The organism is Micromonospora sp. L5 (assembly GCF_000177655.2).
GTDB lineage: Bacteria > Actinomycetota > Actinomycetes > Mycobacteriales > Micromonosporaceae > Micromonospora > Micromonospora aurantiaca.
The window spans coordinates 87,781-101,268 of record NC_014815.1 but is presented as its reverse complement, the minus strand read 5'-3'; the positions used below and the strand labels follow the sequence as shown (position 1 = coordinate 101,268).

At 71.7% G+C, this 13,488-nt stretch carries 11 protein-coding genes and 1 riboswitch; of the genes, 5 read left to right on the top strand and 6 right to left on the bottom strand.

The genetic code is table 11. From position 1 onward, the window contains the following. Positions 1-2: 2 nt before the first annotated feature. On the bottom strand, positions 3-1,034 hold the full coding sequence (locus tag ML5_RS00490) for an NlpC/P60 family protein (RefSeq protein ID WP_013473370.1): 1,032 nt from the start codon (positions 1,032-1,034) through the stop codon (positions 3-5). Positions 1,035-1,047: 13 nt separating this feature from the next. After that, positions 1,048-1,182: riboswitch (cyclic di-AMP (ydaO/yuaA leader) on the bottom strand. A 238-nt stretch (positions 1,183-1,420) separates the two neighbouring features. Between ML5_RS00490 and ML5_RS00485 the strand changes: the two genes are divergently transcribed. Next, positions 1,421-3,454: an N-acetylmuramoyl-L-alanine amidase gene (locus tag ML5_RS00485; RefSeq protein ID WP_013473369.1), complete on the top strand. Its 2,034-nt coding sequence runs from the start codon at positions 1,421-1,423 to the stop codon at positions 3,452-3,454. 70 nt (positions 3,455-3,524) lie between these two features. Here the strand turns inward: ML5_RS00485 and ML5_RS00480 are convergent, their stop codons facing one another. From ML5_RS00480 to ML5_RS00470, 3 genes are all read right to left on the bottom strand, one after another. Further along, positions 3,525-4,535, bottom strand: a complete 1,011-nt coding sequence (locus ML5_RS00480) for a C40 family peptidase (protein WP_013283321.1) — start codon at positions 4,533-4,535, stop codon at positions 3,525-3,527. 170 nt (positions 4,536-4,705) lie between these two features. Further along, positions 4,706-5,710 (bottom strand): hemolysin family protein, encoded by a 1,005-nt coding sequence (locus ML5_RS00475; protein WP_013473368.1) that lies wholly within the window; start codon positions 5,708-5,710, stop codon positions 4,706-4,708. Further along, a complete protein-coding gene (locus ML5_RS00470) occupies positions 5,703-7,010 on the bottom strand; it encodes a hemolysin family protein (protein WP_013473367.1) in 1,308 nt (435 codons plus the stop codon). The genes ML5_RS00475 and ML5_RS00470 overlap by 8 nt, the downstream gene beginning before the upstream one ends. 82 nt (positions 7,011-7,092) lie before the next feature. On the opposite strand from ML5_RS00470, the gene ML5_RS00465 reads away from it, so the two are divergent. Next, positions 7,093-7,770 (top strand): GPP34 family phosphoprotein, encoded by a 678-nt coding sequence (locus ML5_RS00465; RefSeq protein WP_235437536.1) that lies wholly within the window; start codon positions 7,093-7,095, stop codon positions 7,768-7,770. Positions 7,771-7,837: 67 nt separating this feature from the next. On the opposite strand, the gene ML5_RS00460 is transcribed toward ML5_RS00465, so the two are convergent. Then, positions 7,838-10,036: a (Fe-S)-binding protein gene (locus ML5_RS00460; RefSeq protein WP_013283317.1), complete on the bottom strand. Its 2,199-nt coding sequence runs from the start codon at positions 10,034-10,036 to the stop codon at positions 7,838-7,840. Positions 10,037-10,216: 180 nt separating this feature from the next. After that, positions 10,217-10,480: a cell division protein CrgA gene (locus ML5_RS00455; RefSeq protein WP_013283316.1), complete on the bottom strand. Its 264-nt coding sequence runs from the start codon at positions 10,478-10,480 to the stop codon at positions 10,217-10,219. Positions 10,481-10,710: 230 nt separating this feature from the next. Between ML5_RS00455 and ML5_RS00450 the strand changes: the two genes are divergently transcribed. The 3 genes from ML5_RS00450 (at position 10,711) to ML5_RS00440 (ending at position 13,487) form a co-directional block, all read left to right on the top strand. Next, a complete protein-coding gene (locus ML5_RS00450) occupies positions 10,711-11,517 on the top strand; it encodes a DUF881 domain-containing protein (protein WP_013283315.1) in 807 nt (268 codons plus the stop codon). Positions 11,518-12,308: 791 nt separating this feature from the next. Further along, positions 12,309-13,211: a class E sortase gene (locus ML5_RS33215; protein ID WP_013473365.1), complete on the top strand. Its 903-nt coding sequence runs from the start codon at positions 12,309-12,311 to the stop codon at positions 13,209-13,211. A gap of 3 nt (positions 13,212-13,214) precedes the next feature. Beyond that, positions 13,215-13,487, top strand: coding sequence for a hypothetical protein (locus ML5_RS00440; RefSeq protein ID WP_013473364.1), 273 nt, complete (start codon positions 13,215-13,217; stop codon positions 13,485-13,487). The last annotated feature ends 1 nt before the right edge of the window (position 13,488 follow it).

Genomic DNA, 13,488 nt, shown 5'->3' with positions numbered 1-13,488 from the left:
CCTTACACCCGGCCGTAGCTGTTGATGTCGCCGTCGTCGACCCGCTTCATGGTGATGGGCTTGCCGGACTGGGAGGCGTGCACCACCCAGCCGTCGCCCACGTACATCGCCACGTGGTGCAGGTCGCTGTAGTAGAAGACGAGGTCACCGGCGCGCAGCTCGGCCCGGCTCACCCGCTTCGTCATGCCGTGCTGCTGGCGCGCGTTGTGCGGCAGCGAGACACCGCCCTTGGCCCAGGCCGCCATGGTCAGGCCCGAGCAGTCGAAGTGATCCGGCCCGGCCGCGCCCCACACGTAGATCTTGCCGATCTGGGCGCAGGCGAACTTGACCGCCGCTCCGGCCGCGCCACCGGGGTAACCGGCGGGGCAGGGCGCCGGGCGCAGCGGGCCGCCGCCACCGTTGCCGTACACCTTGAGCCGCAGCTTCTGCAGCCGGGCGATCTCGGCGTCGATCTGCTTCTTCTTCGCCGCGAGCTGGGCCTCGGTACGCGCCAGTCCGGCGATCATCTCGTCCAGCGGCTTCTTCTTCGCCGCCAGTTCGTCGCGCAGCGCGGCGACGGAGCGCACCTGCTCGTGCTGGCGGTGCGCGAAGCGGTCGAGCAGTTCCAGGCCGTTGACCAGGTCACCGGGTGAGCGGCTGCCCAGCAGCGCGTTGACGGTGGAGAGGTTGTCACCCTTGTAGGCGTCGGCGGCGAGTCCGCCGACCTGGCCGAGCGCGGCGTCCACCCGGGCCTGGAGGGGTGCGATCTGCCGGCCGAGCGCGTCGGCCTGCTTGCGCCGCGCGGCGAGCTGCTCGCGTACGGCGTTGACCTGTTCGATGACCGGTTCGAGTTTGTTCCAGTCGCGGTCGATCTGCGCCTCGATCTCGGCGACCGAGGGTTCGGCGTGTGCCGCCGTGGCGCCGCCGGTCAGGACGACTGCGGTGCCGACGAGGGCGGCGAGGGCTGTGGTGAAGCGGGACCAGCGGGTACGCGGCACAGCCGTGGAGCGGTCGACCGACCGGCTCGACGACGGCCGCGGGGCATGGAGTGCCACCGGGCGTCCGTACTCCTTCTTCCGTACCGCCTACCGGGTTAGCTGACGGATTCGGGCGGGAAGGGAGCCGCCCTACCGCATCGCTGCGGATTCACCCCAGGTACCTGGTTCCCCGGCTCGCCCGGAGGCGACTCGGCGGTGTCGGACCGTCACCGACCGGGTTGGACGGTGAGACGTGCGGCCGACGATTCACCAGAGTAGGGACCACCGTTATCGATCCGCAACTTCCAGCGCCGTGACACTCCGTACGCGATGAGGCGCCGCACCCCGGTCGGAGGTGAAATTTTCTTTCAAGGCTGATTACTCACTGGAAAGGTATTGACCCTTGCGGGTGTGCGGAGTGAGGGTGGAAACGCAGTGACCCCCATCCCTGTCCAGGAGGTTCGATGCACCTCTCCGCCCCGCCGTCGGGCAGACGGATACTGCTCGCCGCCGCAGTGGCGACAGCCACCGCGCTGGCGACGACCGGCCCGGTGACCGCCGCGCCGGACACGTCCGCGCCCGCGAGCGACCGGCAACAACAATACGCCGCCGCCGCGGCCGAGTACGGCGTACCGCAGAACGTGCTGCTCGGTGTCTCCTATCTGGAGTCCCGCTGGGACACCCACACCGGGCAGCCGAGCACCAGCGGCGGCTACGGCCCGATGCACCTGACCGACGCCGCGCACATCCTCGCCATGCCGGGCAGCGCCCACGTCGACGAGGACGAGGACCCGCGCGGCGACGACTCCCGGCCGCTGAAGCTCGACCCGGCCACCGCCGCCGCGCCGGAGCGGGAGACCCCGCTGCCGCCCGCCTCGCTCCAGACGCTCGACGCCGCCGCCGCGCTCACCGGGCTCGACGCGGGCACGCTGCGCACCGACCCGGCCGCGAACATCCGCGGTGGCGCCGCGCTGCTGGCGTCGTACCAGAAGGCTCTGGGTGGGCCGGTCGGCGCCGGCACCGACCCGGCGGCCTGGTACGGCGCGGTGGCCCGGTACTCCGGCGCGGACACCTCGGACGCCGCGGCGGCCTTCGCCGACGAGGTCTACGACCAACTCGGCCAGGGCGCCAGCCGCACCACCGACGACGGCCAGCGGGTCACGCTCGCCGCCACCGCCGCTAAGCCGGACCGTTCCCGCCTGGCCCGCCTGGGCCTGCGCAACGCCGAGCGGCCGGACGGGCTGGAGTGCCCGGTGCGGCTGGCCTGCGAGTGGATTCCCGCGCCCTACGAGCAGCTCAGCGACGACCCGGGCGACTACGGCAACCACGACCTGGGCGACCGGCCGAAGCAGCAGAAGATCGAGTACATCGTCATCCACGACACCGAGGGCTACTTCGGCCCGAGCGTCGACCTGGTGAAGCGGGCCGACTACCTGGGCTGGCACTACACGCTGCGCTCGGTGGACGGCTACATCGCCCAGCACATCAAGACCAAGGACGTCGGCTGGCACGCCGGCAACTGGTACGTCAACGCCAAGTCCATCGGCCTGGAGCACGAGGGCTTCGCCGGTCAGGGCACCTGGTACACCGAGGCGATGTACCGCACCTCCGCCAAGCTGGTGCGGCACCTGGCGCTGAAGCTCGGCATCCCGATGGACCGGCAGCACATCATCGGCCACGACAACGTGCCCGGCATCAACGCCGGCGCGGTGGGCGGCATGCACTGGGATCCGGGACCGTACTGGGACTGGTCGCACTACTTCGACCTGATGAAGGCGCCGTTCCGCAGCACCGGCACGCCCCGTACCGGCCTGGTCACCATCGACCCGGACTTCGCCACCAACCGGCCGGCGTTCTTCGGCTGCAACCAGCAGCCGCCGGGCGTCCCGACGCCCCGGCCGCCGGCCGAACCGTGCCCGTCGCGCGGCTCCTCGTCGGTGATCCTGCGGACCGCGCCGAGCCCGGACGCCCCGCTCGTCAACGACCTCGGGCTGCGCCCGGACGGCACGCCGGACACCATGTACATCTCCGACCACGGCGCCCGCGCCTCCGCCGGTCAGACGTACGCGCTCGCCGGCCGCCAGGGTGACTGGACGGCGATCTGGTACCTCGGCCAGAAGGCGTGGTTCCTCAACCCGGCCTCCGCGCCGACGGCCAAGTGGGCCACCGGCTTCGTCGTGACGCCGCGGCCCGGCAAGGCCACCATCCCGGTGTACGGGCGGGCCTACCCGGAGCAGGCCGCCTACCCGGACACCATCCCGTACCAGACCATCTCGCCGCTTCAGTACACGTTCGCCGCCGGCCAGCGGTACGCGGTGGGCGGGGTGCTGCCCGGCGAGTACTACCGGGCGGTCTCGTTCGACGGTTCGGCACCGGGTGACCGGACCGTGGTCCGCGGCGAGAACCGCTACGTGCAGGTCCAGTTCGGTCACCGGATCATGTTCGTGAACCTGGACGACGTGCTGATCCTGCCGTCCCCGGTCGGCGCGCCGCGCTGACCCGGCACCGCACACGGGAAGGCCCCCGGTCCGCGTGGACCGGGGGCCTTCTCGCTGCCAGGGTTCCGGGTCAGGCGACCCGGACGAAGCCGGCGATCGGCATCGTGCTGATGCTCGACACCTGGACCGGTTTGCCGGTACGTGGCGCGTGCACCATCACCCCGTTGCCGAGATAGAGCCCGACGTGGTGCAGGTCGGAACCGAAGAACACCAGGTCACCGGGGCGGGCCTCGGAGCGGGAGATCCTGCGGCCCTCGTTCCACTGCGCGCCGGTGAAGTGGGTCAGCGAGATGCCCGCCGCCTTGTACGCGTACTGGGTGAGACCGGAGCAGTCGAACGAGTTCGGGCCGGTGGCGCCCCACACGTACGGGTCACCGACCTGGGCGCACGCCGTCTTGATGGCGGTCCGCGCGGCGCTGCTCACCACGCCGTCGACGGCGGGGCAGCCTGCCGGGCGGATCGAGGTCACCGGCAGCATGGCGGTCAGCCGCTTGATCTCCGAGTCGATCTGCTTCTTCTTCGCCGCGAGATCGTTCTGCTGCTTGATCTCCAGCGCGATCAGCGCGTCGAGCTTCTCCTTCTGCTTGTTGTACTCGTCGCGCACCTTGAGCACACCGGCGATCTGGCGGCGCTGGTCCTCGGCGATCCGGTCCAGCATGACCAGCTGCTCGGCCAGCGCGCCCGGCTTGGAGTTCACCAGCAGCGCACCCAGCTCCTGCGACGGGCCCTGGATGTAGTAGCGGGCCGCGATGTCGCCGACCTTGTTCATGGCGAGCGTGGAGGCCAGCTCCAGCGGCACCATCTTGTCCTTCAGCGCCTTGGACTTCTTCTGGTTGGCGCGAAGCTGCGAGCGGACCTTGTTGAACTGCTCGATGGTGGGTTCGAGCTGCTGCCACTGCTTGTCGATCTGCGCGTCGATCTCGTCCACCGACGGCGCCGCGTGCGCCGGGGCGGTCAGCATTCCGGCGCCGACCGCGGCGGCCGCGACCAGGGTGACCAGACCGTGTACCACCCGTCGGAACCCGGCCCGCCGGCCGGGTGGAGCGCTCGGGGCGTGACGTTGAGGGGGCGTGGTTGCCACCGGCACGGACTCCTTTGCAACCGACCGCCGGGCGCCTCGCGAGAGGGAAGGTCGAGGCAGACGACCCACAGCGGTCGGTGCCTCACATTAGGGAAGGCGTCCGATGGAATCAAGGCGACCCTTTGTTCAATCACGTATCCGCAATCGGTTGCACACCAAGGGTATTCAATTCATCTTCCGACGATGGCTGTCAATACGTCGTCGAGCGTCACCACACCCATCGGCCTGCGTCCGTCGCTGACCAGCACCATGTGGCGGCGTTCGCGGCGCATCGCCAGCAGCAGATCGGCGAGCGTACGGTCCGGCGGCACCACAGCCAGCGGCCGGTAGATCTCGGCCGGCACGGGCGCGCGGCGGCTCGCCCCGGCGTACCCGAGCACGTCCTTGACGTGCACGAAACCGAGCACCCGACGGGTGGACCGCTGCACCACCGGGAAGCGGGACCGGCCGGTACGGGTCGCCAGCACCTCCAGCGACGCCGGTGAGACGTCCTCGGCCACCGTGGTCACAGTGGACCAGGGTTGCAGCGCGTCCGCCGCGGTACGGCTGTGCAGGGCCAGCGCGCCCGTGATCCGGGCGTGCTCCTCGGCGTCCAGCAACCCCTCGGTACGCGCCTGGGACACCAGCCCGGCCAGTTCCTCGGCGGTGAACACGGTCTTCACCGCATCGGTCGCCTCCACCCGCCACCACCGCAGCACCTGCCGGGACGCCCACTTCATCGCCAGCAGCAGCGGCTTGGTGGCCAGGCAGAACGCCAGCATGGCCGGGCCGAGCCAGAGCGCCGACGGCTCCGGCCCGGCGAGCGTGATGTTCTTCGGCACCATCTCGCCGACCACCGTGTGCAGGAACACCACCACCGCGAGCGCGATGACGAACGACACCGGGTGCACCGCCGAGGCGGGCAGCCCCAGCGCGGCGAACGCCGGCTCCAGCAGGTGCGCCAGCGCCGGCTCGGCGATCGCGCCGAGGCCGAGCGAGCAGACGGTGATGCCGAGCTGCGCCCCGGCGATCATCAGCGGGATCTGGTTCATGGCCGCCAGCGCCAGCCGGGCCCGCTTCGACGTCGCCGCCAGCGGTTCGATGACCGTACGGCGGGAGGCGATCAGCGCGAACTCGCTGCCCACGAAGAACGCGTTGCCGAGCAGCAACCCCACCGCGACGAGTAGTTCAGGCACCGCCGTCGGGCTCCTCGGGGCGTACCACCCGCACCTGCTCGATCCGGTGCCGGTCGACCTCCACCACAGTGAACTCGTACCCGGCCTCGTCGACCGCCTCGCCCGGCACCGGGATGTGGCCGAGCCGCGCCATGAGGAACCCGCCGAGCGTCTCGTACGGCCCGTCGGGCAGCCGGAACCCGGTCTGCTCGACCAGTTCGTCGGCGCGCAGCACGCCGTCGGTCAGGACTGTGCGCTCGCCGCCGGGCACCGTCAGCTCCACCGGCCCGAAGCCGTCCACCGCGTCCGGGTCGAACTCGTCGGCGATCTCCCCGACCAGTTCCTCGACGAGATCCTCCACCGTCACCACGCCGTCGGTGCCGCCGTACTCGTCCACCACGATCGCCAGGTCCGCCCCGGCGGCCTTGAGCGCGGCCAGCACCCCGTTCAGGTTCAGGCTCTCCGGGACGTACACCGGTTCCCGGGCCACGGCGGCGACAGTGGTGGCCGCGCGGCGGGCCAGCGGCACACCCAGCGCGTCGGGCACCCCGGCGACGCCGGTGACCAGGTCGAGCGTCTCCTCGTAGACCGGGAACCGGGTCCGGCCGGTCCGCCGGGACGCCTCCAGCAACTCCGCCACAGTCGTGGTGGCGCGCAACGCGGTCACGTCCACCCGGGGCGTCATCGCCTCGGCGGCCCGCTTGTCGCCGAAGCGGATGGTGCGGCGCAGCAGCATCGCGGTGTCCGGCGGCAGCGCGCCGGCCCGGGCCGAGATGGCGGCGAGCAGGCCCAGCTCCTCCGGGGACCGGGCGCTCGCCAGCTCCTCCTGCGGCTCCACGCCGAGGCGGCGCACCAGCCGGTTCGCTGATTCGTTCAGCAGCCGGATCAGCCAGCCGAAGGTGCGGGAGAAGGCCCGCATCGGCGCGGCGGTGGCGAGCGCCGCGGGCATCGGGCGGGCCAGCGCCAGGTTCTTCGGCACCAGCTCGCCGAACAGCATCGAGATGAGCGTGGCCAGCGCCAGCGCGAGCAGGCCGGAGAAGCGTTCCGCGCCGCCGAGCGGGTGCAGCAGCGGCGCGAAGAGCCGGGCCAGGGCGGGCTCGGCCAGGTAGCCGGTGAGCAACGCGGTGAGCGTGATGCCGAGCTGCGCGCCGGAGAGCTGGAAGGACAGCTCACGCAGCGCGCGGCGGACCGTGGCGGCCCGGCCGTCGCCCTCGTCGGCCCGCCTGTCGATCTCCGCCCGGTCGACGGTGACCAGGGCGAACTCGGCCGCGACGAAGAAGGCGTTGCCGGCGGTCAGCAGCACGAAACCGACCAGGGGCAACAGCGTCAGAAGCAGAAGGCCGTCGATGCGCGTGATTGTGGCACGCGCGCGCCGATGGCGGACCCCCCGTAGCGTGGTGCGCATGGACGGTCTGCTGCTCACCGACGAACTGGTCCTGCTCGCGTACGACGACGGCGGCACGAACCGGCTCGGCAGTCCGCACCTCGGCTACGGCCTCGCCGGGGCGGTGCTGCTGGAACTGGCACTAACCGGCCGGGTGGAGGTGGCGGACAAGCGGCTCGTCGTCACCGATCCCACCCCGACCGGCGTGCCGCTGCTCGACGAGGCTCTGGCGACTGTCGGATCGGGCCGCCCCCGCAAGCCGAAGGACTGGATCGGCAAGCTCGCCAAGGGCCTGCCGGAGCGGGTGCTCGGCGGGCTCGTCGACGCCGGGGTCCTGCGTCGGGAGTCCGACCGGGTGCTGCTGGTCTTCCCGCGTACCCGCTATCCCTCGCCGACCGGCGCGGAGCCGGCGGTGGAGACGGCGGCCCGGGAGCGGATGGCTGCGGCGCTCACCGGCGACGGCCCGGTCGACGCCCGGACCGCCGCGCTGCTCACGCTGACCCGCGCGGTCGGCCTGGACCGCAAGATCTTCCGCGAGCTGCCGAAGGAGCGGGTCAAGGCGCGCATCGACGAGATCGCCGCCGGTGACTGGGCATCGGCCGCCGTCAAGAAGGCGATCGAGGAGATGCAGGCCGCGCTTATGGTCGCGATGACGGCCGGGACGAGCGCCGCCATCATGACCACCACGACCAGCTGAAGGCGACGGCGGCGGCACCGCTCGGGTGCCGCCGCCGTCGTGGTCCGGCTTCCTGCCGGGGTACGCCTCAGCTCGCGGTCGGCGCGACCTCCGGCTCACCGGCCGGGGCCTCCGGCTTGACCGAGCGCAGCAGCACGCTCGCCACGTCGACCACCTCGACCTGCTCGCCCGCGCCCTTGCCGTTCACGCCGTCGTTCAGCATCGTCGAGCAGAACGGGCAGCCGACCGCGATGGTCTTCGCCCCGGTGGACATGGCCTCCTCGACCCGGTCCACGTTGATCCGCTTACCGATCTTCTCCTCCATCCACATCCGGGCGCCGCCGGCGCCGCAGCAGAAGGAGCGCTCGCTGTTACGCGGCATCTCGGTCAGCTCGCCCTGGATCGAGTCGCCGAGCACCTCGCGCGGGGCGGCGAAGATCCGGTTGTGGCGGCCCAGGTAGCACGGGTCGTGGTAGGTCACGCCGCCGTCGACCGGCTGCACCGGGGTGAGCTTGCCGGCGCTGACCAGGTGGGCCAGCAGCTGGGTGTGGTGCACCACCTCGAACTCGCCGCCGAGCTGGCCGTACTCGTTGCCCAGGGTGTTGAAGCAGTGCGGGCAGGTGGCGACGATCTTGCGCTTGCTCTTCTCCCGGCCCTCGAACGCCTCGTTCAGCGTCTCGACGTTCTGCTGGGCCAGCATCTGGAAGACGAACTCGTTGCCGATGCGGCGCGCCGGGTCGCCGGAGCAGGTCTCGCCCTCACCGAGGATGGCGAACTTGACGCCCGCCTCGTTCAGCAGCGTGGCGACCGCGCGGGTGGTCTTCTTGGCCCGGTCCTCGAACGCGCCGGCACAGCCGACCCAGAAGAGGTACTCGAAGTCGTCGACCTCGCCGACGCGCGGCACCTCGAACCCGAGGCCCTTGGTCCAGTCCTCGCGGGTGTTCTGCGGGGCGCCCCACGGGTTGCCCTTGTTCTCCAGGTTGCGGAGCATGACGCCGGCCTCGGACGGGAAGCTCGACTCGATCAGCACCTGGTAGCGGCGCATGTCGACGATGTGGTCCACGTGCTCGATGTCGACCGGGCACTGCTCGACGCAGGCGCCGCAGGTGGTGCAGGACCAGAGCACGTCCGGGTCGATGACACCGCCCTCCTCGGCGGTGCCGATCAGCGGCCGGTCCGCCTCGGCCATGGCCAGCACGTCCACGCCGGCCAGCTGCTCCTGCGTGGCCTTCTCCTCGCCGGTGAGGTCCTTGCCGCCACCGGCCAGCAGGTACGGCGCCTTGGCGTACGCGTGGTCACGCAGGCTCAGCACCAGCAGCTTCGGCGACAGCGGCTTGCCGGTGTTCCAGGCGGGGCACTGCGACTGGCAGCGACCGCACTCGGTGCAGGTGCTGAAGTCGAGCAGGCCCTTCCAGGTGAACTGCTCGACCTGGGCGACACCGAACTGGTCCTTCTCCGGGTCGGCCTCCTCGAAGTCCAGCGGCTTGCCCTCGCTGGTCATCGGGCGCAGCGGGCCCAGGCCGGAACCGGCCGGCTTCTCCGGGTCGCGCTTGAAGAAGATGTTCGGGAAGGCCAGGAAGCGGTGCCAGGCCACGCCCATGGTGACGTTCAGCGAGATCACGATGAGCCAGGTCATCGAAATGGCGATCTTGATGAGCGCGGCGACGCTGACGCCCGCCTCCCAGTCCGGGAGGACCGAGCCGACCGCGTGGCTGAGCGGGGCGGCCCAGACCGGGTACTCGAAGTGGTCGGTGGCGACCTTGAAGCCCCGGATCACGAACCCGAAGATCAGAACCAGCAGGACGACCCACTCGACGAAGTAGCCCTGCCACATGGTCGAGCCGGTGAACCGGGAGCGGTTCTCCGCGCGGCCGGGCCGGTTGCGCAGCCGGATCGCCATCAGCACCAGGATGCCGACCAGGCCGAGGATGCCGATCCACTCGGTGACCAGACCGAAGATCGTCCAGTGCCCGATGATCGGCAGCCCACCGCCGGTGGAGACGACCTCGAAGTAGGCCTCCAGCACCAGCAGCGACAGCACGATGAAGCCGACCATCACGAACCAGTGGGCGGCGCCGACCACGCTCCACTTGAGCATGCGGGTGTGACCGGCGGTCTCCACCAGCATCTTCTTCGTACGCGCGCCCTTGTCGCCGAACCGCTCCGGCGCGGGCTGGCCGAGCCGGATGACGGCGGTCATCTTCATGACCGCGCGCACCGCAAGCCACACCGCAACGGCGGTGATGGCGGCCGCGAGGATCGTGGTGACGATCTGGACGCTGCCCATCGAGTTGGCCTCCCGGTCTGCTGCTTTGTCCGTGCAGCCTACGCGCAAGGTTACCCAGCAGTAACGTGAGTCTTCTCGCACCAGGCCACGCCGCCCTGCGCACACCTTAGGTGGACCGACGCCGAAGCGCCGGGCAGGGGCGGCGTGGCGTGACCTACGCCGGGGTGGGGCAGCGCCGGATCAGCGCCAGCGGGAGAGCAGGATCAGCGACGAGACCATCGCGCCGAAGCCCACGGCGAGGTTCCAGTAACCCCAGCTGGCGACCGGGTACGCCTGCTCGGACAGGTAGTAGAGCACCAGCCAGCCGATGCCCGCCACGATCAGCGTGACCGCCGTGACCGGCAGCCAGATCGGGCTAGGCTTGCGCGTCGACGCCGTCGCCGTCGGACGTACGTCCGTCGGCGGGGTGTACACCTTCTTCTTGCGGACCTGAGACTTGGGCACGACGCTCTCCAGAGGGGGGTACGACCTCGTCCGGCCTGACAACCGGGCGCGAGGGCGACGGTCCATGGCCAATAATGTTCGACAGCTAGCGTAGTCCGGACGGACCGTCCAGGCCACGAATGGGGCCAGGCCGGTGCACTCAGTAACCGGAAAGAGCGGACTTTCCGGGTCGAGCAGGTCGGCTCGCACCGGCGCGGGCCGGAACGAGACGACGGGAAAGGGAACGCCCGGTGGAGTACACGTCCGGCGCCGCCTCCTGGCAGAAGGTCCTCCGCCGCGCGGCAGCCGCCCTGCTGCCCCGGCGCGCACGCCAGCGCCGCCCCGGCTGGTCCGTCGGCGTACCCCTGATCGCCGCCGCGGCCGGTCTGCTGTTCACCACCACCGCCACCACCGCGGGCGGCACCTCCCTGCGTGAGGACCGCCGGCCTCAGCTGACCCAGCTGATCGAGGACCGCCGCGAGGAGGTCGCCGCCAGCGAGGCGAAGGCCGCCCGGCTCCGGGCCGAGGTGGAGGAGCAGACCGAAGCGCTCGCCGGCGCCGACGGGCCGATCAAGACCGAGCGGGACCGGGCCGCCGCCAGCCGGCAGGGCGCCGGGTTCACAGCGCTCACCGGCAGCGGCGTGACCGTCGAGCTGAACGACGCCGACCGCCGGCCCGACCAGCCGCTGCCGAAGGGCGCCAGCAACGACGACCTGGTGGTGCACCAGGGCGACGTCCAGGCGGTCGTCAACGCGCTCTGGGCCGGCGGCGCGGAAGCCATGTCAATCATGAACGTCCGCGTGCTGAGCACCAGCGCGGTACGCTGCGTCGGTAACACCCTGCTGCTGCACGGCCGGGTGTACTCCCCTCCTTTCAAGATCGTGGCAATCGGCGATCCCGCGGAACTCCAGCGGGCGCTCGCCGCCTCTGAGGGAGTGCGGGTGTTCAAGGAAGTGGCCGACCACTACCAACTCGGGTACGTCGAGCGCGTCTCCACCGTCACCGTGCCGGCGTTCGAGGACTCCACCGCGTTGCAATCGGCGACGGTGCCCCGGTGACCGGCGGCGACCCCCGGGAACGCACCGGCCACGACCGCCAGGAGGAGCCCACAGCGTTCCTCCCCCGGGTCGAGCGTCCGGCCCCGGCGTCGCCACAGCCGCTCCACCTGCCCTGGCCCGACGCCGGCCCGGCCCACACCGCCCCGGCCCGACGCGGCCCGGACACCCGCCAGCCCGCGCCGTCACGGACCGGCCAACCGCCGTCCGCCCCGCCACGGACCACCCCGCCGGTCGCTCCGCCGCCGCCGTGGCCGGGCAGTCAGGCGCATCAACCGGCGAGCGCCTCCCGCCCCGAGGCCGACCCCCGGTTCCGCCCCCCGGCGAGCGAGCTTCCCCCCAGGGGTACGCCCCACCCGGCCGGCCCGGCGCACCAGGGCGCCGGACACCACGGCCCTACGCAGAACGGCCCCGCGCCCCACGGGCCTGCGCAGAACGGCCCCGCGCCCCACGGAGCGGCGCCCCGGGGCGGTCCCGCTCCCGGGATGCGCCCGGCCGCACCCGGCGACGTCGCACGCCGGCCGGGCGAGCGCCAGTCGCGACCGGAGGGGTACGGACCGGCGGGGCAGCAGTACGCCGTCCGCCATTCCACAGGTGGGGCGATCCCGCCCGAGCGCGGTGGTCGCGGTGGACAGCCACCGCAGAACGGCACCCGCCCGTGGGAGGCCGGCGGACGCCCGCCGGAGGACGGTCGCCGACCGGCGGGGGGTGAGGGACGGCCGCCCGGCGTACCCCCTCTCGGCGGGCCGGCCGGCGCGGACCGGAACCCTCCGGGCGACAGCGGAGCCACGACGGTGCTGCCCGCCGTCACCCGCCCACCCGCGGACCCCCACCTGGACGCCACCGGGCTGATGGGCGCGGTGCCCCCGGCGCCTGACGACGGGGACGGCGGCGGTGGTGGCGCCGAACCGCCCGCCGAGCCGCCCCGCCCTCGGCGCGGCGAGCGGGTGGTGCAGCTGCGGCCCGAGCAGACCGGCGACGGATACCGCAGCGTCTACTCCGAGCTGACCCGCCCCACCGTCGGCTCCCGGCTGCGCACCGTCGTGCGGGGCACCGGCGAGCTGCTGATCACCTTCGGGCTGGTGGTGCTTCTCTTCGCCGGGTACGAGATCTGGGGCAAGGCGGTCATCGTCGAGGCCCACCAGAGCGACCTGAACAGCCAGCTCGCCCAGGAGTGGGACGCGGCGGCGGACCCGACCGTCGGCCCGACCACCGGGCCGACGGTGAAGCCGAAGCCACCGGCGGAGGGCAGGCCGGTCGCCGGCCTCTACATCCCCAAGTTCGACAAGCACTGGGTGGTGGTCGAGGGGGTCAGCCCGGAGGACATCCGGTACGCGCCGGGCCGCTACCCGGACAGTGCCATGCCCGGCGAGGTGGGCAACTTCTCCGTCGCCGGCCACCGGATCCGCTCCACGTTCTGGCGGCTGGACGAGATGAAGACCGGCGACGCGATAGTGGTCGAGACCAAGACGGAGTGGCTCGTCTACCGGGTATACCAGCAGCGGATCGTCAAGCCGTCCCAGGTGGAGGTGGTCGCGCCGGTGCCCGGCAAGCCGGGTCAGAAGCCCACCGAGAAGCTGCTCACGCTCACCACCTGCAACCCGAAGTTCGACAACTACCAGCGGTTGATCATCCACGCCCGGCTCGACCACACGCAGGCCAAGTCGGCGGGCCGCCCGGCCGAGTTGGAGGCGTGAGCCGTGTACTCGTGGATCTGGCGCAAACTCCCGTTCGGGCTGCCCGGCAAGCTGTTCGGCTCGCTGGTGCTGGCCACCGCCACCGTCGCGCTGCTCTGGTTCGTGGTCTTCCCGTGGGCCGAGCCGCTGCTGCCCTTCGACGACGTGCAGGTCACCCAGGACTCCGGCGTACCGGGTGACGGTGGGATCACCGAGCCGACCGGGCTGCCCGGCGAGGAGGAGCTGCCGTACAGCACCGAGACGAACAACGCCCCACCCTCCACCCCGAACAGGTGAC

Coding starts and splice junctions, on each gene's coding strand:
- ML5_RS00485 (WP_013473369.1), top strand. CDS start 1,421: ATGCACCTCTCCGCCCCGCCGTCGGGCAGACGGATACTGCTCGCCGCC.
- ML5_RS00465 (WP_235437536.1), top strand. CDS start 7,093: ATGGACGGTCTGCTGCTCACCGACGAACTGGTCCTGCTCGCGTACGAC.
- ML5_RS00460 (WP_013283317.1), bottom strand. CDS start 10,036: ATGGGCAGCGTCCAGATCGTCACCACGATCCTCGCGGCCGCCATCACC.